This window comes from Bartonella sp. AC10YNML (assembly GCF_042196825.1).
Classification (GTDB): domain Bacteria; phylum Pseudomonadota; class Alphaproteobacteria; order Rhizobiales; family Rhizobiaceae; genus Bartonella.
Genome location: NZ_JBHIRA010000015.1, coordinates 24,066 through 42,769 on the forward strand (window position 1 = coordinate 24,066; position 18,704 = coordinate 42,769).

General features: G+C 37.3%; 16 protein-coding genes, 1 tRNA gene and 1 pseudogene. 15 read left to right on the forward strand and 3 right to left on the reverse strand.

Annotated elements, in window-relative coordinates:
* Positions 1 to 59: 59 nt before the first annotated feature.
* The gene (locus ACFINA_RS07640; RefSeq protein ID WP_375608510.1) at positions 60 to 875 is read right to left on the reverse strand and encodes a hypothetical protein; all 816 of its coding nucleotides are present in this window, start codon (positions 873 to 875) and stop codon (positions 60 to 62) included.
* 513 nt (positions 876 to 1,388) lie between these two features.
* Between ACFINA_RS07640 and ACFINA_RS07645 the strand changes: the two genes are divergently transcribed.
* From ACFINA_RS07645 to ACFINA_RS07675, 7 genes are all read left to right on the forward strand, one after another.
* Positions 1,389 to 2,135, forward strand: a complete 747-nt coding sequence (locus tag ACFINA_RS07645) for an electron transfer flavoprotein subunit beta/FixA family protein (RefSeq protein ID WP_375607290.1) — start codon at positions 1,389 to 1,391, stop codon at positions 2,133 to 2,135.
* Between the two features lie 51 nt (positions 2,136 to 2,186).
* On the forward strand, positions 2,187 to 3,107 hold the full coding sequence (locus ACFINA_RS07650; RefSeq protein ID WP_375615362.1) for an electron transfer flavoprotein subunit alpha/FixB family protein: 921 nt from the start codon (positions 2,187 to 2,189) through the stop codon (positions 3,105 to 3,107).
* 3 nt (positions 3,108 to 3,110) lie between these two features.
* Complete coding sequence (locus tag ACFINA_RS07655) at positions 3,111 to 4,772, forward strand: 4Fe-4S dicluster domain-containing protein (RefSeq protein ID WP_375615363.1); 1,662 nt, start codon at positions 3,111 to 3,113, stop codon at positions 4,770 to 4,772.
* 2,093 nt (positions 4,773 to 6,865) lie between these two features.
* Entirely contained in the window at positions 6,866 to 7,753 is an 888-nt protein-coding gene (rsmI, locus tag ACFINA_RS07660; RefSeq protein ID WP_375607293.1) for a 16S rRNA (cytidine(1402)-2'-O)-methyltransferase, read from the forward strand.
* 10 nt (positions 7,754 to 7,763) lie between these two features.
* Positions 7,764 to 8,132, forward strand: a complete 369-nt coding sequence (locus ACFINA_RS07665; protein WP_375607304.1) for a YraN family protein — start codon at positions 7,764 to 7,766, stop codon at positions 8,130 to 8,132.
* Positions 8,133 to 8,235: 103 nt separating this feature from the next.
* A complete protein-coding gene (locus ACFINA_RS07670) occupies positions 8,236 to 8,481 on the forward strand; it encodes a hypothetical protein (protein WP_375607294.1) in 246 nt (81 codons plus the stop codon).
* A gap of 55 nt (positions 8,482 to 8,536) precedes the next feature.
* On the forward strand, positions 8,537 to 9,328 hold the full coding sequence (locus ACFINA_RS07675; protein ID WP_375607295.1) for a pyrroline-5-carboxylate reductase: 792 nt from the start codon (positions 8,537 to 8,539) through the stop codon (positions 9,326 to 9,328).
* A 481-nt stretch (positions 9,329 to 9,809) separates the two neighbouring features.
* On the opposite strand, the gene ACFINA_RS07680 is transcribed toward ACFINA_RS07675, so the two are convergent.
* The gene (locus ACFINA_RS07680) at positions 9,810 to 10,871 is read right to left on the reverse strand and encodes an Mrp/NBP35 family ATP-binding protein (RefSeq protein WP_375607296.1); all 1,062 of its coding nucleotides are present in this window, start codon (positions 10,869 to 10,871) and stop codon (positions 9,810 to 9,812) included.
* Between the two features lie 584 nt (positions 10,872 to 11,455).
* Between ACFINA_RS07680 and rpmH the strand changes: the two genes are divergently transcribed.
* The 8 genes from rpmH (at position 11,456) to ACFINA_RS07720 (ending at position 18,175) form a co-directional block, all read left to right on the forward strand.
* A complete protein-coding gene (gene rpmH / locus ACFINA_RS07685; protein ID WP_005864709.1) occupies positions 11,456 to 11,590 on the forward strand; it encodes a 50S ribosomal protein L34 in 135 nt (44 codons plus the stop codon).
* Between the two features lie 117 nt (positions 11,591 to 11,707).
* The gene (rnpA, locus tag ACFINA_RS07690; RefSeq protein ID WP_375607297.1) at positions 11,708 to 12,097 is read left to right on the forward strand and encodes a ribonuclease P protein component; all 390 of its coding nucleotides are present in this window, start codon (positions 11,708 to 11,710) and stop codon (positions 12,095 to 12,097) included.
* Positions 12,087 to 13,922, forward strand: coding sequence for a membrane protein insertase YidC (gene yidC / locus ACFINA_RS07695; protein WP_375615364.1), 1,836 nt, complete (start codon positions 12,087 to 12,089; stop codon positions 13,920 to 13,922). The genes rnpA and yidC overlap by 11 nt, the downstream gene beginning before the upstream one ends.
* Positions 13,922 to 14,566: a ribosome biogenesis GTP-binding protein YihA/YsxC gene (gene yihA, locus ACFINA_RS07700; RefSeq protein ID WP_375607299.1), complete on the forward strand. Its 645-nt coding sequence runs from the start codon at positions 13,922 to 13,924 to the stop codon at positions 14,564 to 14,566. The genes yidC and yihA overlap by 1 nt, the downstream gene beginning before the upstream one ends.
* 139 nt (positions 14,567 to 14,705) lie before the next feature.
* Positions 14,706 to 15,398: a glutathione S-transferase family protein gene (locus ACFINA_RS07705; protein WP_375615365.1), complete on the forward strand. Its 693-nt coding sequence runs from the start codon at positions 14,706 to 14,708 to the stop codon at positions 15,396 to 15,398.
* Between the two features lie 1,116 nt (positions 15,399 to 16,514).
* Positions 16,515 to 17,327, forward strand: a complete 813-nt coding sequence (dapB, locus tag ACFINA_RS07710; RefSeq protein ID WP_375615366.1) for a 4-hydroxy-tetrahydrodipicolinate reductase — start codon at positions 16,515 to 16,517, stop codon at positions 17,325 to 17,327.
* Positions 17,328 to 17,355: 28 nt separating this feature from the next.
* Positions 17,356 to 17,976: a 2,3-bisphosphoglycerate-dependent phosphoglycerate mutase gene (locus ACFINA_RS07715; RefSeq protein ID WP_375607302.1), complete on the forward strand. Its 621-nt coding sequence runs from the start codon at positions 17,356 to 17,358 to the stop codon at positions 17,974 to 17,976.
* A 114-nt stretch (positions 17,977 to 18,090) separates the two neighbouring features.
* Positions 18,091 to 18,175 (forward strand) — tRNA-Leu (locus ACFINA_RS07720).
* A 103-nt stretch (positions 18,176 to 18,278) separates the two neighbouring features.
* On the opposite strand, the pseudogene ACFINA_RS07725 reads toward ACFINA_RS07720, so the two are convergent.
* Positions 18,279 to 18,464, reverse strand: a pseudogene (locus ACFINA_RS07725) (DNA-binding protein).
* Between the last annotated feature and the right edge of the window lie 240 nt (positions 18,465 to 18,704).

Below are 18,704 nucleotides of genomic sequence, written 5' to 3' on the forward strand. Positions count from 1 at the left end.
TCGCATAATCCACGAATGCGCAATACATTTCATATCTATTAACATCAACATCATAAAAACTAAAAAAAACGCGCTCCTTTTAAAACGCTGTAAAGACATAACGTTATCGCTACCATAAATGCAACGGTTAAAAAACAAAGAACACTTTTTTTTACCAAATGAGATAAAAACGAAACACTCTCTTGAGACTGCGCCTTTAAAGAAGAAAAATCGTTCTCAATGCCACGATTAGGTGCCTGAATACCCATATCCTTTTTTTCTATCGAAGCACACTCTACGGCTCCCTCAACCTTTTTAAAAGAAGGCTTCATAGTATCACTTGGCAAAGAGCCTTTATTTTCTTTCTGCGCCACATTTTTAACATTTGTTTGGAGTGGAATTATACCGTTTTGTCTCGAAAAATTTTGAACCTTTTGAAGTGATAAGCGTTCTTTATTTCCCTCATATTCCATATGAGCAAGTTTTTGTACAACAGAATCAGGTGATTTTGAACGAGACACCGGTCGTGTTACCGCTGCTTCTTCTAAGCTCTTTTTTTCACTCTGTAAACTTTGAACAATTGTTTTAATCTGCTCTAAAGATTCGAAAAGCTTTTTTTCTCTTTGACGACGGATATAATATTCAGCCAAAATGGCCCGACTAATATCATCTAAGTAAGATTTAAAATGCTCTTCTAAAGCCCCCTGCTCTATCAAAGAACGGGAAGAATGCTTCATTTGCATTTGTGCATGAACAGTGCGTAATTTTTGAGCAATATCCGACATCGTTACATCCATAGGCGCATCCGTTCTCTCCTTCTGTTCAATAAAAGAAGAGAATTTATCATTCCTAACCTGATTGATCGGCTGGTTGATCGTATGACCCTTCGTATTCACAAACGCTTACCCCTCATTAACCTTTTTGAAAAGAATCGCACAAATGATGAATAAAGTGTGCTCTATTTTAGTAAATAGAGCTTTAAGAACGCCCAAAAACTTTTTTGTTAGAAATATTTCGCCCCAATCTTTATTTAAAATATTTGAAAGAAAAATCTCTATTTTTTTGTCCTCAAGATTTGAAGAGCAAAATCATTCCCCCATTTTTATTTTTTTCACTTAATTTTTTCATTGCCTAAAGCCCCTGATGCGCCATCATAAACAGAGCATATAAAATGAAAAAAATATTCTCATAAGACAGAGTGATTTTTTTACTTTTTATTCAAGCAAATAAGGCAATTATGGCAATGCAGAAGATATGAAGATTGAAAATGACAACAAGAAAGTACAAGTAAACGTAAAAAAAGCTTATATGAAAGAAAACACAAGTTATAAATAAGACTTCATTCTAAACAATTTTGTTTCTTATGAGTATTGCTATAAACTTGTAATCATACAACAAAGAGGATCATCATGAAAATAATTGTCGCTATCAAACGTGTTGTTGATTATAACATCAAAATACGTGTCAAACCCGATAGCACAGGCGTTGATCTGTCTCACGTAAAAATGTCTATGAATCCTTTTGATGAGATAGCCGTAGAGGAAGCAATCCGCCAGAAAGAATCCGGTAAAGTTTCAGAAGTTATTCTTGTTTCAATCGGACCAGAAGCAGCCCAAGAAACTCTACGAACAGGACTTGCAATGGGGGCTGATCGCGCACTTCTTGTCACCACGGATCAAACACTTGAACCCTTAGCAATTGCTAAGATTCTCAAAGCCATAGTTGATGAAGAAAAACCTGATATGGTCTTTTTAGGAAAACAAGCGATTGATGACGATAGCAACCAAACAGGACAAATGCTCGCCGCTCTTCTTGGGTGGGGACAGGCAACTTTTGCCTCACATTTTAACATAGAAAATGGGCATGCTACAGTTATTCGTGAAGTTGATAATGGAACACAAACCCTTTCTCTTCCCCTTCCCATGGTTATGACCGCCGATCTACGGCTCAATGAACCGCGCTACACCTCTCTCCCTAATATTATGAAAGCAAAAAAGAAAACCATTGAACAAAAAGCGCTGACTGATCTTGGCATCGATACGAAAGCACGCTTAACAATTTTAAGCGTTGAAGAACCCAAACCCCGTCAATCCGGTATTAAAGTAGCTAATGTAGGAGAGCTTGTCAGTGCGCTAAAACAAAAGAACTGCATTTAATATTCTCTCCACTAGAGTAAAAGCAACACTTACATAAAAGGGTAAAAACTTATGGCAATTCTTTTACTGGCCGATCATAATACAGAAGAAACAGCAAAAGTACTCACCGCTGCACGCGTACTCAGTAATGATATCGATATTCTGGTTTGCGGAGAAAAAATTCAAACGATAGCGGAAAACAGTGCTAAACTTGATGGTGTGCGGCAAGTTCTTATTGCAAAAGCAGACTATTTAGCCCATCAACTTGCCGAGCCTATGGCAGATACAATTCTCACGTTAGCAAATGATTATGATGTGATCATGGCAGCATCCAACAGTACTGGGAAAAATGTGATGCCGCGCGTAGCAGCTCTTCTTGATCTTATGCAAATTTCAGATATTACCGCCATTCTTTCACCCGATACCTTCAAACGACCAATTTATGCAGGCAATGCATTTGAAACTGTACGCACCAATGATTATAAAAAGATTATAACAGTTCGCACCGCTTCTTTCACCCCAACGCCTTCCCAAAATAATTCTGCTCCCATTAAAACAATAACACCAGCTCCCAATCCAAATCTTTCTTCTTTCGTAAAAGCAGAGACAAACAAAAGTGATCGTCCTGATCTCACCTCAGCCCGTGTTATTATATCAGGCGGGCGTGGTCTTGGTTCTCAAGAGAAATTTATGGACCTGCTTCTTCCTCTTGCAAACAAATTAAATGCTGCTTTAGGTGCCAGCCGCGCAGCAGTGGATGCAGGCTATGCTCCCAATGATTGGCAAATTGGACAAACAGGAAAGGTCGTTGCCCCTGAACTCTATATCGCCGTTGGCATTTCCGGTGCAATCCAGCATTTAGCCGGTATAATGGATGCACAAATTATTGTTGCCATTAATAACGATGAAGAAGCTCCCATCATGCAAATTGCCGATTACACCCTTGTAGGTGATCTCCACCAAATTATTCCAGAATTGGAGAAAGCTTTATAAGCCATGAAAACACCTCTACATGACCAACGTGAAAGTATGGAGTTTGACATAGTCATTGTCGGAGCAGGACCTGCAGGGCTTTCTGCCGCAATTCGTTTGAAACAAATTAATCCTGAGCTTTCTGTCACAATTGTTGAAAAAGGGACCGAAGTTGGTGCCCATATTCTCTCTGGCGCAGTTATTGACCCCATTGGTATCGATACACTCTTACCAGAATGGCGAAATGACAATGATCATCCCTTCACGACCCCTGTTACCCATGACCAGTTTTTTTTTCTAAAGCCTCAAAAAGCTACAATATTTCCCAATATTCTGCATCCCAAAATCTTATCAAATGACGGATGTTATATCGTTTCGCTTGGAAACGTTTGCCGCTGGTTAAGCAAAAAAGCTGAAGCATTGGGTGTTGAAATCTATCCCGGTTTTGCCGTAACACAGATTATCCAAAACGATAACAAAGCGATTATTGGTGTTCTCACCGGTGATATGGGGCTTAACAAAGATGGAACTCCTGGAAAAAATTATATGCCTGGTATGGCTTTATTGGCAAAATATACTTTAATTGCGGAAGGAGCACGCGGCTCAATTGCAAAACAACTGATACAACATTTCAACCTTAGCAAAAATCGTGAACCACAAAAATTTGGTCTTGGTCTCAAAGAGCTCTGGGAAATTGATCCCAACAAACACCAACGCGGTTTAGTACAACATTTCACGGGTTGGCCCTTAGACAATAATACCGGTGGTGGTGGCTTTATTTATCACCAAGAAAACAATATCATTTCTGTCGGTTTTGTTGTGCACTTAGATTACAAAAATCCTTATCTTTCTCCCTTTGAAGAATTTCAACGTTTTAAAACACATCCAAAACTCTATAAAATCTTTAAAGGTGCAAAGCGTCTTTCCTATGGTGCACGTGTTATCAGCGAAGGAGGTTGGCAATCTGTACCAAAACTCACCTTTCCTGGTGGGGCACTTATTGGCTGCTCTGCTGGATTTGTCAATGTTCCTCGTATCAAAGGATCACACAATGCCATCTTATCTGGCATATTAGCTGCCGATAAAATCGCTACCGCTCTTGCTCAAGGGCGTGCCCATGATGAGGTTAAAGAAATCGAAGAACAATGGCGAAAAGGGCTCATTGGCAAAGATCTTTATAAAGTGCGAAATGCCAAACCGCTCTGGGCAAAATATGGGACAAAATATGGAATTAAACTTGCTGGTTTTGATATGTGGTGGCAACAACTGTTCGGATTTTCCTTATTTAAAACACTCTCCCATGGAAAGGAAGATTATGCATGCCTTGAACCAGCAGAAAAATTTCAACCCATTTCTTACCCAAAACCAGATGGCGTTATAACCTTTGATCGCCTTTCAAGTGTTGCCCTTTCCAATACGCATCATGAAGAAAATCAACCTTGCCATTTAAAAATAGCCTCATTAAAAAAGCAAAAGGACTCTGAATATGCAATCTACGGAGGACCTTCCACAAACTATTGCCCCGCCGCTGTCTACGAGTGGCTAGAGGATAATGATCATCTGACTTATATGATAAACGCTTCAAATTGCATACATTGTAAAACATGCGACATCAAAGATCCGAACCAAAATATCACTTGGATCTGTCCGCAAGGCAATGAAGGCCCCTTCTATCCCAATATGTAATTTCCCAATGTATAATCATTGTTCATTCTCCTAAAATTGAAATATACAAAACGCAATGGATAAAAATATTTCCCTCAGATCAGAAATCTATCAATTACCTTCCTGCATACGTTCTTTCACAATGTAAAAAGAACTCTATTCTCAATATAAAAGACTCTCTCCACCGTATAACTTTTTTCAATAGAAAAACATAACATATTTTTATAAAAAATTTTTTATCTTAATAACAAAACAAGAATGAAGATATCTTAACCATTCTGCTATAAAAATACAGACTCTACTCTCAACAGTCTGTACAAAGACAAAGCTGTAGCTCCACTTTGCTCCCTCCCCCATGATTCAAAATGTTTTTAGCCTCCTCATAAGAAAACTCAATCGTTTCAAAAAGCCAAGAATAAAACCCATGGAGATATGCTTCGAGTTTGTTTTATCTCCTATCCTTTGCCAAACAATTTTCACTAAAGAAGACCACGGATGAATGTAGAAAAAATAAAATATTGCATACACAGAGCATGCTTATTTAATCAATCTCAATATGTTTCTACTGATAAAGACAACCCAAAATCTGAGTATCACATCAACTTTTTACGCTCAAATCAAGGGGGGGCTATACATTGTCTTGCATCTAACCTTTACAGATGTAATGCAAAGAATGTGTAAAAACACCATAAGAATAAAAAGCCATAAGCGCTATCATTATTGGAAATAATATCTGACAAAGCCCAAATGTCTTTCCAATTCATGACCATTCTATTACGCGTTTTATAGCGTATTTTCTTTATAAAGCTTGTACTTTCGCTGTAACTTGTAAATCAACATCCAAATCGAACACAAGCGGCATATATGTTAAGAAAGATAAAGGTGAATGAAAGCGAGTCATTCCAGCTTTTGTATCCTGAGCAAAAATCTTGCATATTCTATTTGAGTAATTCCTGAAACGAAAAGACTGCTTCATTGAGTAAGAATATGAAGTCTGAAAGGAAGAAATCCGTTTCCATCTTTGTCATGCGGTTTTACGACTTTCAAAAACATTACACTATCTTTTAAAAAAGAGAGATCACATATTGTCCCTGCTTTTATGACCTGCATTTTTTATAGGAGCATATCCTTCAAAAAAATAAAACGCCTAAAATTAAAACAGACTTGTGTTGTTTATTTATGGATTTATTTTTAAAAGATAGCTCTCAATACATATCGAACAATTCTTTCGTGACAAATCTTGAGAAAAATATCACGTATTCTCGTCAATGAATAGTTCCATAACGCAATAAAAAGTATAAACTGGCAGCATCACTTTCTTTGCTAACTCCAATGTTGCGATAGCCTTTGCTTTAAGAGAGCTCAAAAAGGCATTTTACTCCTTTTTTACTCGTCTTTAACGACACACAAATCCTCCTTGTGATGCACATAAATGATTTTGATTCATTGATGATAAAAGGCGTTAAAATGAGATAATTTTACGATATTTAAGGCGCCTACTCTATAGGCAAAAAATAATAAATTATCCATTATAAATCAAATAATTAAGATAAAAATAAATCTTAAAAGTTTTTAAGATATTCTTTATATCTGTTAAGGGGGAAGAGAATAGGACAAAATGAAATATTTTTCTAAGAAAGGCTTATATTTGATCAATAACGATATAGCGAGTTGTTTGTGTTTTAAAAGGATCTGCTTACGTTTACTCAGAAGAACAGTTTGAATATCAATGGAGTATTTGAAAGATGGGCGTTATGGAAATAATCGAGAAAGTTTAGCTTGTAAAAGAGCACAACCAAGCGTGAAATATAGGCACAGGTAAAATTGTTTTTTGTTCTCGAAGGAAAAACTTTATAGAAAATTATAGAGCTGATAAGATATTGGCTACATCTGGAATCTGTTTTTTTGAAAAAGATCATGCTGAAAAACAGATGATAATGTTAGTGAATATGAAGGTAAAACTATTGTATTGTGGGAGTATCAACTATTCGAGCAAAGTAAGCCTTTGTAATGATAAAAAATGTACTGGTAAAAAATGAACAAAAATGGCTTATAAAGCTTATGAGTATGAATAAAAATCTTGTGTGAGGGGAATTTGATGAAAAGAAAAGAGCATGTGTGAAAGAGCATATTTTATAGGTGCGCATGCTTATTCTGCCCCCGTTATAGAACCAGGGCTTTATCTTGTAGCAACGCCTATCGGAAATCTTGCAGATATTACGCTTCGTGCTTTGCAAGTGCTTGCAGGAATTGATATTTTAGCGTGTGAAGATACGCGAGTAACACGTGTTTTGTTGCAACGTTATGGTATTCAGAAAAAAACTTTTCTCTATCATGAACACAATGCGCAAAAAGCGGGTCCGAAGCTCTTAGCCGCTTTGGCAGAAAACAAAACGGTAGCGCTTGTTTCCGATGCGGGAACGCCACTTATTTCTGATCCCGGATTTCGATTGGTAGAAAAGGCACGTAAAGCTGGTCATAAAATTATTCCGATCCCTGGAGCATCAGCTCTTTTAGCCGCTCTTATACCGACAGGGCTTCCTACGGATAGCTTTTTCTTTGCAGGTTTTTTGAGTGCACGCAAGCGACAGCGTCAAAAACGATTGGAACAATTAAAAGAGATTCCAGCGACTTTGATTTTTTATGAATCACCGCATCGTCTTGTTGAAACTTTACAGGATATGGTCACGCTTTTTTCGGCTGATCGACCTGCCGCAATTTGTCGTGAATTAACAAAAAAATTTGAAACAGTGGATGCTTCAAATTTGGGGAATTTGTTGGAATCTTACAAAAAACAATCACATATTCGTGGAGAAATTGTTGTACTTGTTGGAGAATCATCATCTTCTTTAAACGTAATGAGTGATCAAGAAGTTGATGAAATGTTATTAGAACTCTCGCGGACACATTCTGCTGCTCAGGCAGCAGCTTTGGTTGCAAAAAAGACCGGTTTTAAAAAGCAGGAACTTTTTCAGCGGTTAAATTTTTTAAAAAATGCATAAAATTAAGACTATACAAAAAAAACAGAGACAAAAGTCTTTTTATCGAGGAGTTCGTGCAGAAAAATTGGCAGCATGGTGGTTGCGTTGCAAAGGGTTTCACATTGCCGAAATGCGTTTTAAAACAAAATGTGGTGAAATTGATTTAATTGCACGACGTGGAAATTTGGTTTTAATCGTTGAAGTCAAAGCGCGTTCAACATTAGCCGAAGCAATGGAAGCAGTTTCTCGAATAAATGAAAAGCGAATTGAGGCAGCAGCCGATATTTGGCTAGCACGGCAAAAGGATTATGCCTTTTTGTCTGTACGTTTTGATTTGATTGCAGTTTTACCTTGGCGTTGGCCACAGCATATCCCCGCATTTTTTACATCTAATAAATAAGAGGAGGCGCCAATTTTAACCATACCCAATAAAAAACGTTTCGTTTTTATATGCATATGCGTTAAAAAGTGTGTAACAATTTGAGCACTATAAGGAGCGAAATATGGATGATTATGAAAAGTTTGCAACAGGTTTGCTCATTGTTTTTGGAGCGCTAATTATTGGTGGTTTAATGGCAATGCATATTGTTCTTATGAATAAACCAGGTTTTTTATTTGCATTAGCCGCAGCTATTGTTGGTTGGTTTTCTGCTTTTGCTGTTCTATTTGACAAACCAAAAGTCTATTTGGGCTTGATTATTCTTGCTATTTTATGTGTTGCTTCCTCAATTAGCATCTATGTTAGTTAAAACACATAAACTGTTAATTGAGATTCCTTTTAAAATATAAAAATGAGGAAGAGAAATGAAACTTGGCTTTTTGGGAACGGGCACAATCAGTGCTTCAATGGTCAATGGCCTCATGACAAGCACCTTTGACGTTTCTTCCATTATTGTTTCACCTCGCAATGCACAAACAGCAGAGCATCTTTCACGCACATATGATAAGGTTATGATTGCTGAAAATAACCAAATGTTGCTCGATGTGAGTGATTACGTTTTTCTTTGCTTGCCTAACCAAATTGCAGAAAACGTTTTGCGTTCTCTTCGCTTTCGTCCAGAACAGCTGGTTATTTCCGTACTTGCTATGGCAAAAGCAGCAGAAGTAGAAGAATGGATCAACCATAAAGTTTATCGTGCTGTTCCTCTACCTTTTGTTGCAGAGTGTAAAAATTTGACACCAATTTATCCCGATCATCCCTTTTTACGCGCTCTATTTGATGCATTGGGGGGTACATTGGTGCTGGATAAGGAAGAGCAGTTTAATCTTTTTATGACTGCTGGTTCACTTATGGGCATATATTTTAATTTTATAGAAACAGCCCATCAATGGTTTATAACACAGGGGTTAAAACAACAGCAATCAGCAGAATTTCTTACCATGATGTTTGGTAATCTTACAGATGAAATGCGTAAAATTATAGCAACGGATTGTGCTACATCTCTCGATTTTGTACTCCTTGAAAAAGAGTTTTCAACAAAGGGGGGAACAAATGAATTTTTGTCAAATTGTTTTTCTCATCAAGGGGGAAGACGTGCTTTAACAACAGCTATTGAAGCTACTTTTCAAAAAATAAATGCTTCTAAAAAGGCTTGACCAGCATTTTTTATCCTCTCAATAAGAGAAAGTTATTGATATTTTCATTGAGTTTTTCTTGAATATGGTTTGATAACATTACCTGCTATACATATTTCAAGAGCAAGATAAATGGGCTTTTTAAACACCCATCCCTTTAATTTAAGTAGATAGGGATAAATTTTCCGATTAATCTTCAAGATGCTTTTATCGCAAAAAAGTGATTGTTAAATATTTTTTACAACCTTTTACCATTTCCCTAAATTATTTTTATTTTCTATCTTCTTCTTTTCGCACCAATGCCAATATTTTTCCACCTCACTGCTCCAGCCGCTCCGATTGAGTCCCCCTTCAGATTACCCAAGTGCATGGCTCATTTTTTGTTTGTTTCACCTCTCGTACTCCACTCAAGCATTAAGGTTCCCTCTTTTCCTTACAAAAAAGCAACATTTTTCTGTCTTTCGTGATTGCATTTTGCAAATTCTTTTAAATAAACATATATTCAAAAGAGTTGATTTTTTATTTGATCAACAATTGTACGATACAGTTTAGCAAGCTCTTCACTAGACTTAGCAACAAAAATAGGGACGCCCTCATCTGAAGACAATCGTAAAGCTGGATCAAGCGGTATTTCTGCTAAGAAAGGGACCTCTCGACGTTCTGCTTCTACCCGTGCACCACCATAGCCAAAAATATCGTAGCGTTTTCCTGTATCAGGAGCGATAAAACAACTCATATTCTCAATGAGTCCTAAAATAGGAACATTGACTTTCATGAACATTTCTATCGCTTTACGCGCATCAACTAAAGCAAGATCCTGAGGTGTAGAAACAACCAACGCACCCGTTAATTGTACCTGTTGCGCAAGCGTTAATTGTGCATCCCCTGTACCTGGCGGCATATCAACGACTAAAACGTCCAAAGGCCCCCATACAACATCTCGTAACAATTGCGTTACAGCTGCCATAACCATAGGACCACGCCATACCACCGGCTTTTCTTCCTCCACCAAAAATCCCATCGACATCAATTTAAGTCCAAATTTTTCAAGAGGTTGAATCTTTTTTTCTCCAATAAGCTGTGGTTTTTGATTAACAAGTCCTGTCAAACGTGGCAACGAAGGACCATAAATATCAGCATCCATCACCCCCGTCTTGAAACCAGAATCTTGTAAAGCTAAGGCAATATTTATTGCCATCGTAGATTTCCCGACCCCTCCTTTTCCAGAAGCAACAGCAATCACATGCCTCACACCTTCTATGGGCATTTTGATCGGTAAGAGATTTGCTCTTCGACTAGGTGCTGTCTTTGTTATTTTTTCTGCTGTAAGTGTAACAACAGCAGATTTCACTCCCTCCAAAGCACATACCACCTTTTCAGCAGAACGACGCAATGATTCCCATTTTTGCACACCTCCATCAGGAACTGTAATGGAAAAGAAAACCTTACCATCAGCAATCAATATTTCTGAAAGAAGACCCAACGACACAATATCGCTTTCAAGATCTGGTCCTTTGACTGTACGTAATACGTTGCGGACAGCCTCACTTGTGATAAGATCCATGTTCTTTCCTCTCTATAAAAATACCAGCAAATATAAGCATAAGAACGAAAAATACTTACAAGGTTCATCACCTGATAATTTTCTACTTTACTCAGCATTATAAAGTATACATCTCTTATCTCTTTAAAAATATGAAACCATCCTTAAAATAAAGAAGCTCAAACATAAAATCTGCTATAAAATCCTATCAATCACATTTGTGCTACAACCACTTTAATGAATATTCTGATAAAAATTTTGTAAAAACAAAAACTGAAAAAAACTCTTAATCTTAAAGGATATTTTAAATTGAGCATACAGTAATCAGTCACACCTTCTTTAATTCTTTAAGGCCCTAGCCATTTATGTTCTGTAGATTCAATCGTTATTTTCTAACACTCCTACAGTATTGTAAAAAAGCGTTACAAATAGTTATAAGGTGTTTTGTATTCTTTCAAGAGAGAGAAAAACAATCTAAGATTGACTTTTTTTATATTTTTCCTTATGGGTTAACAGCCGTATGATAGGATAAAATTGTTTATCTCGCGCATAACTACTCATAAAACGAAGATTAAGAAGGGCCGCACTCCGCGGTATTTAAATAAATGAAACGTACTTACCAACCCTCTAAACTTGTCCGTAAACGCCGCCATGGGTTTCGTGCACGCATGGCCACAGCTGGAGGACGTAAAGTTATTGCTGCAAGACGTGCTCGTGGACGTAAACGGCTTTCTGCTTAACCATTTAAATTTTCACAACCGTTGAGGATTGCTCATCGTTTCTTCGTTGTGAAACTTTTATTATGAACCTACAATGTCTGCTTGCAGGCATTTAATGAAATTGCGAAATATTCTTTTATGAAGAAAAAACATCCCTGCCGTATTCGCAAAAGAGCAGACTTTTTGGCTGTCCGTACAGGAGAAAAACGACGTGGTCCTTTATTTTTGCTCGAAGTTAAATCTCGTGAACAAACAACAGAAAGAAAAGATTCTCTTTTTGCACGTGTAGGCTTCACTGTTACTCGTAAAAACGGTAATGCTGTGAAACGTAATCGTATTAAAAGGCGCTTGCGTGAGGCCGTGAGAGTTGGTGTAACAAACCACATGGAAGCAGGAACAGACTATGTCATTGTAGCGTACCGTGATGTGTTACATGCACCTTTTACATCCTTGATTAATGAATTAAATCGGCGAATAAAACCAAAAATAAAACATCAGCAACAACAAGGGTGTACGGATGGAATATAACCGCAATTTCTTTATCGCTATTGGCTTATCTTTCGTAGTGCTCATCGCATGGCAATTTCTTCATGTTGCTCCCAAACAAGCAAAGTTACAAAAACAACAAATCATCGCACAGCAATTGTCAAAACAACAATCAGCCCTTTCTACTACCACGACAGATTTTTCTGATGATATCTCAACGTATCAAGCTACATCTATCATCGAACAGCCCATGACACCTGAAATCCGGAAAGCTGTATTGGACAAAACAGAGCGTATTACGATCAAAACCAATGAATTGGAAGGCTCTATTAATCTTGTTGGTGCACAATTTGATGATCTTCACCTCAAAAAATATCGTTTAACAGTCGACAAAAAATCACCGGAAATCGATTTGCTAAATCCTAAAGGCTTCAAAACAACCTACCTTGCTGAATTTGGTTTTGCAAGTGCGTCTTTGCCAGCAAAGGCTTTGCCACAATCTGATACAAAATGGCAAATAGAGGGAAGCAATACAATCTTGACTCCTTCAACACCCATCACTTTAATTTATAATAATGGACAAGGACAAATCTTCCGGCGGACCCTTTCTGTTGATAATCATTTCATGTTTACCATTGAGGATTCTATCAGCAATGAAAGTGATCAACCAATACATCTCTCGTCCTATGCCCGCGTTGCACGTGCAGCACCACCAGAACATACAAATGCAACCTATTTACTTCATGAAGGTATGATAGGTATTGCAGGAGATTCGCTCAAAACTGAAAAATATAAAACCTTAGCAGAGCTTGACCCAAATCCTGATAATGGGCAAAAAAGCATGACTTTTTCCAAAGTAACAGGAGGTTGGATTGGTATTACCGATAAATATTGGGCTGTAGCAGTTATTCCCCCGCAAAATAAAGAATATACAAGCCGTTTTATTTATTTTGATCGTTTGCAAACGCATTATCAGTCTGACTTGCTAGGGTCGCTTTTAACGATTGCCCCAAATGAAACAAAAACTGTTACAAATCGTCTTTTTGCTGGTGCAAAACAAGTTGAAATTATTAATAATTATCAAAATGACCTAAAAATTAAAAAGTTTGCTCTTTTAATTGATTGGGGCTGGTTTGATTTCATCACCAAACCAATGTTTGCCCTCATTGATATTCTTTATAAGCAAACAGGAAATTTTGGTATCGCCATCCTTCTTGTCACAGTGCTCTTAAAAACACTTCTTTTCCCTCTAGCCAATAAATCTTATAAATCTATGGCGCGTATGAAACTTATACAACCGCGGTTGCTAGAAATAAAAGAAAAGTATCCCGATGACCAAACCAAACAACAAAAGGCAATAATAGATCTATATAAAACCGAAAAAATAAATCCCCTTGCAGGCTGTTGGCCAATGTTGGTTCAATTCCCAATATTCTTTGCTCTTTATAAAGTTCTCTATATCACCATTGAAATGCGCCATGCACCTTTCTTTGGCTGGATTCAAGATTTAGCGGCACCTGATCCAACTTCTCTTTTTAACTTGTTTGGTCTCTTGCCATATACAACGCCAACATTTCTTATGATTGGTGCATGGCCTTTGATTATGGGAATAACGATGTTTTTACAAATGCGTATGAATCCTGCTCCTCAAGACCAAACCCAAGCGATGATATTCACATGGATGCCTGTTGTCTTTACTTTTATGCTCGCCTCTTTCCCTGTTGGTCTCGTCATCTATTGGGCATGGAACAATATATTATCAATTATTCAGCAAGGCATCATGATGAAGCGCCAAGGAGTTAAAATTGAACTTTTTGATAATCTGAAAGCCATCTGGAGAAGATCACCCAAAAAAGAAGTGCATTAATGACAAGAGATTCTTCCCTTTCTGGAATTTTTTCTCGCAATTGGATTTTTATTCGTGGTGTACCAGCAATACACTTTCTCCCCCCTGAAGGACCACCAGAAATTGCATTTGCAGGACGTTCCAATGTTGGAAAATCATCTTTAATCAACGCGCTCGTCCAACAAAAAAGCTTAGCACGTACCTCAAACACACCAGGACGGACTCAAGAGCTTAATTATTTTGTACCCGATGGCTTCAGTGGGCAGCTAGGAGATCTTCCCCCTCTAGCATTAGTAGATATGCCTGGCTATGGCTTCGCTGCTGCTCCTAAAAATCTGGTTGATGCGTGGACAAATTTGATTTTTAACTATTTACGGGGACGCACAACGCTAAAACGTGTGTATATCCTGATTGATTCACGCCACGGAATTAAAAATAATGATGAAGAGGTTCTTACTCTTCTTGATAAAGCCGCTGTTTCTTATCAAATTGTTTTGACAAAAAGCGATAAAATCAAATCAAAAGCCTTAGAAAAATTAATTATGATCACACAAACAAAGCTTCTCAAGCGCCCAGCAGCTTACCCTGAGCTTCTTGTAACCTCTTCAGAAAAAGCTCTCGGTTTAGAAGAATTACGTGCTGCCATTTTGCAAACCATCGCATAAGAGAACAGTCCCTAGTCATTAACAATTTATTAATTATAATTACTAGCAGCTACTAATGATCTTGTACTTCTAGTCAAGCATCTTTATAAAAATGATTACTTGAAAGAATTCTCTTCAACTCTATTTGATAGTGTAAATTATGCTGACACTTTTTCACTCTCCCCTATCCGCTGCCTCGCGCTTCATACGCCTCATTCTTGGAGAATATGGTGTAACCACTCAGCTGATTGAAGAACATGAATGGGCAAGAAGACACGAATTTCTAGCCCTCAATCCCGCTGGTCATGTTCCTGTTTTTCTCGATGAACACGAGGTTCCATTATCAGGTCCTCTTGTTATCTGCGAATATTTAGACGAAACACATGGAAGTTTACGACAAGAAAATAAGCTCTTTCCGGAAAATCCTTTAGAGCGTGCGGAAGTACGCCGTCTCAATGATTGGTTCTTAAATAAATTCGAAAATGAAGCAACGCGCCATATCGTACGAGAACGAATCCACAAACGTGAAATGCCACTTGCCATTGGCGGTGGTGCTCCTAATTCACAAATTTTACGCAATGCGCGTGCCAATATTTTACCCCATATGAACTATCTCAATTGGCTTTGTGCCTCTCGCGATAGCTTAGTGGGTTCTACCTTGTCCTATGCAGACCTAGCAGCCGCAGCCTCTATTTCTGTACTTGACTTTCTAGGGGAAATTGACTGGGAACAATCTCCTGCTGCCAAAGACTGGTATATGAGAATTAAATCACGCCCTTCTTTTCGTTCTCTTTTAACAGATCGCGTCCGTGGAATTGTTGCAAGTGTTCACTATGCAGATCTTGATTTCTAGCCTTCTCTCACAAACAAAAATAAAAGTGATATTCTATCTAAAGGATATTTATAGGTTTATGAATTTTTATGCATGCGTATAAACAATATAATAATACATTGATTTATGATCGTATTAAACAGAGAATAAAACCCATTATAATTGAATCACAAAAATCACTTTCTTATCGTGTCACAAAAAAAATCAGCACAGGGATAAAAAATACTTAAGAAAGGATTTTAAAGACTCTCTTTAAATACAAGAACTGTAGCATCATTGGAAGCTAGGCAAATAAAATAACAATACTTAACGCATGTTATACTCCATTCTTCCCAATATATGAAAAAACGCATTGCATAATATATATCCTATTTTCTCTATAATAAACAAAGCCTCATCATGCGTTTTTACAACATAACAATTTTTTCAACTGACTTTCCTAAAAGATGAAGAATCTGCCCAACTCTTGTATGTAAACAATCCAACTTCTTGTTAGCCCCTTGTTTTTACCCCTTTTTACGTAATTTTATTTATGGATAACGTATTTATATACAATGATAAATAATCGTTTTCTTATGCGTCACAAATGGAATTGATGAGTGAAAATGACTAAGTTAAAACATTAAAGGCTAACAAAACGGATGATAATGCTGATTTGCTCTATTTATGAAGCATAAAGATAATGGCGCAGAATAGATTTTATATTATTCATGGATACTCTCTCGTGATACCACTCACGAGCACTATCATAAAATAAGTTTAGAAGAATTGATAAATATATTTCTTTAAGAAAAGCGTATGAATTGACAACATAGGTCTATTTTGTTTGGAAGATCTTATTTTGCATGAAGAACGCTCCCCTTTAAAGAACGAAAGAAACAAAAGCGTAAAGTAATACACAATCTTCATTAGATTTCATAAGCAAACCTTACTTAAGAATATTCATCACACACTCTAACGAAAAACATCTCTATTTAAATTTGTAGATCTTATATCACTTGCTCTAAACAACAGTGTTTTACAGCACAACAAGATAAATTAAAGCAGGAAAAAAATTTTCTATAAAGAAAAAGAACCATTGGAAAGAAGACAAGAATTTGCCTATACTGCACAGTAAAGTATCATAAGGAGATAAAAATGCGCCTTACAGTTGTTGGTGCAAATGGAAGAATGGGACGTGAACTCATTACAGCAATCCAGCAGAGGAAAGATGTAGAGCTTTGTGCTGTTCTTGTACGTAAAGGTTCACCGTTTGTAGGAAAAGATGCCAGTGCATTAATTGGTTCAGATTCTCTTGGGATTAGTATCACTGATGATCCCGAAAATGCCTTTTCTAATACAGAAGGTATTTTAGATTTTTCACAACCAGAAGCCAGCATTCTTTATGCTAACTACGCTGCTCAAAAAAGCCTTGTCCATATTATTGGCACCACAGGATTTAGCAAAAAAGAAGAAGAAAAAATTGCAGATTTTGCGAAATATACAACTATTGTCAAATCCGGGAATATGAGCCTTGGAATAAATCTTTTAGCCAACCTTGTAAAGAAAGCCGCTAAAGCATTAGAAGCCGATGATTTTGATATCGAAGTTTATGAAATGCATCACGCTAACAAAGTTGATGCTCCTTCTGGAACAGCCCTTCTTCTTGGCCAAGCAGCAGCTGAAGGACGCAATGTTATGCTTAAAAATGTGTGTGTCAACGAACGTAATGGTCATATAGGTAAACGCAAAAAAGGCACCATTGGCTTTTCCTGTTCACGTGGTGGGACAGTTGTTGGAGAACACAGTATCATTTTTGCTGGTTCCAATGAGCGCATTGTTCTTTCACACACAGCGCAAGAACGCTCTATCTTTGCCAATGGCGCATTAAAAGCAGCTTTATGGGCACAAAATCATGAAAGCGGTCTTTATTCAATGTTCGATGTTTTGGGATTGAACGATGAATTTTAAACAATCAATAGAATAGAGGCAATTTATAATGGGACGCATACTTACACTAATTCGTCATGGACAAAGTGAATGGAATCTCAAAAACCTTTTTACCGGTTGGAAAGATCCCGATTTAACAGAAAAAGGTCATGCAGAAGCGATAGCAGCAGGAAAAAAACTGAAAGAATATGGTTTGAGGTTTGATATCGCTTATACATCTGCCTTACAGCGAGCTCAAAAAACCGCTCAGCACATTTTAGAGCAAATGGGACAATCAGATTTAGAAGTGATAAAAAATCCAGCATTAAATGAACGTAATTATGGTGATCTTTCTGGTTTAAATAAAGATGAAGTACGCCAACAATGGGGGCAGGAGCAAGTGCAAATGTGGCGCCGCTCCTATACGATTGCGCCACCGAATGGAGAAAGCCTACGCGATACCGGTGCGCGCATCTGGCCTTATTATCTTTACCATATCCAGCCTTATATTTTGCGCTCCCAAACTGTTTTGATCGCAGCACATGGAAATTCTCTTCGTGCTCTTATTATGGCGCTTGAAGGTCTCTCCAGTGAGGAAATTATATCTCAAGAATTAGCGACCGGCATTCCTATTATTTACACATTTAATCCGGATTCAACAATTTTATCAAAGACAGTCCTCACACCTTAAACTTCTAAAATCATGATCTCCCTCAAAAGTTCAATGCTATCGTTTTAAGCTGAAAAAATAAATTCTATAATTTTATTGACAGAGTTACTTCATGCACTTAGATGAATTTTATAAGCCCAGATGGCGGAATTGGTAGACGCGCAGGTTTCAGGTACCTGTGCCGTAAGGCGTGGAGGTTCGAGTCCTCTTTTGGGCACCATTTTGTATCTTTAACATATTAAATATATAAATTTTTTCTTTAAAGAGCTATTTTAAGACCAACTTTTAGACCACCTTCTACGGTTTATATAACTTTAGCTAATTTATTCCTTATTTTTCTTTGGAGTGAAGGATAAGATCTCTTTCTTTCTCCATCTCACTGCTCTCTCTAGCTTATATAGCTCTGCCCCCCCTTGAAGCACCTAATTACGAATCGTGGTTGTGGATACACTAAAAAACTTTGCACACCCACGTGTTATTACATATCCATCTCCATCATCAAATATCATCTTATTACCTTTCTATTTTTTATATTAATTAAATGGGCGGGGGTGCTGGGAAGCATGTGGAGCACTCCAGTTTTTAAAAATCTGCAAATTTATTTTTTAGAGGTGCTTAATTTCATATTTCCAATCAGGTAATTGAGTGAGAGCTAATGCGAGTTATCCTCTGTGACACATGCATACATTGGCTTCAAAACAGGTGATTGCAACGCGCTTTTTGTTTAAAAAAATTTGATATAATTTGTT

What these genes read in the sequence shown, in the direction of transcription:
- rpmH (WP_005864709.1), top strand. Translation starts at nt 11,456, where the DNA reads ATGAAACGTACTTACCAACCCTCTAAACTTGTCCGTAAACGCCGCCAT.
- ACFINA_RS07705 (WP_375615365.1), top strand. Translation starts at nt 14,706, where the DNA reads ATGCTGACACTTTTTCACTCTCCCCTATCCGCTGCCTCGCGCTTCATA.
- ACFINA_RS07675 (WP_375607295.1), top strand. Translation starts at nt 8,537, where the DNA reads ATGAAACTTGGCTTTTTGGGAACGGGCACAATCAGTGCTTCAATGGTC.
- ACFINA_RS07680 (WP_375607296.1), bottom strand. Translation starts at nt 10,871, where the DNA reads ATGGATCTTATCACAAGTGAGGCTGTCCGCAACGTATTACGTACAGTC.
- yihA (WP_375607299.1), top strand. Translation starts at nt 13,922, where the DNA reads ATGACAAGAGATTCTTCCCTTTCTGGAATTTTTTCTCGCAATTGGATT.
- dapB (WP_375615366.1), top strand. Translation starts at nt 16,515, where the DNA reads ATGCGCCTTACAGTTGTTGGTGCAAATGGAAGAATGGGACGTGAACTC.
- ACFINA_RS07715 (WP_375607302.1), top strand. Translation starts at nt 17,356, where the DNA reads ATGGGACGCATACTTACACTAATTCGTCATGGACAAAGTGAATGGAAT.
- ACFINA_RS07650 (WP_375615362.1), top strand. Translation starts at nt 2,187, where the DNA reads ATGGCAATTCTTTTACTGGCCGATCATAATACAGAAGAAACAGCAAAA.
- ACFINA_RS07645 (WP_375607290.1), top strand. Translation starts at nt 1,389, where the DNA reads ATGAAAATAATTGTCGCTATCAAACGTGTTGTTGATTATAACATCAAA.
- ACFINA_RS07670 (WP_375607294.1), top strand. Translation starts at nt 8,236, where the DNA reads ATGGATGATTATGAAAAGTTTGCAACAGGTTTGCTCATTGTTTTTGGA.
- rsmI (WP_375607293.1), top strand. Translation starts at nt 6,866, where the DNA reads ATGTGTGAAAGAGCATATTTTATAGGTGCGCATGCTTATTCTGCCCCC.
- rnpA (WP_375607297.1), top strand. Translation starts at nt 11,708, where the DNA reads ATGAAGAAAAAACATCCCTGCCGTATTCGCAAAAGAGCAGACTTTTTG.
- yidC (WP_375615364.1), top strand. Translation starts at nt 12,087, where the DNA reads ATGGAATATAACCGCAATTTCTTTATCGCTATTGGCTTATCTTTCGTA.
- ACFINA_RS07655 (WP_375615363.1), top strand. Translation starts at nt 3,111, where the DNA reads ATGAAAACACCTCTACATGACCAACGTGAAAGTATGGAGTTTGACATA.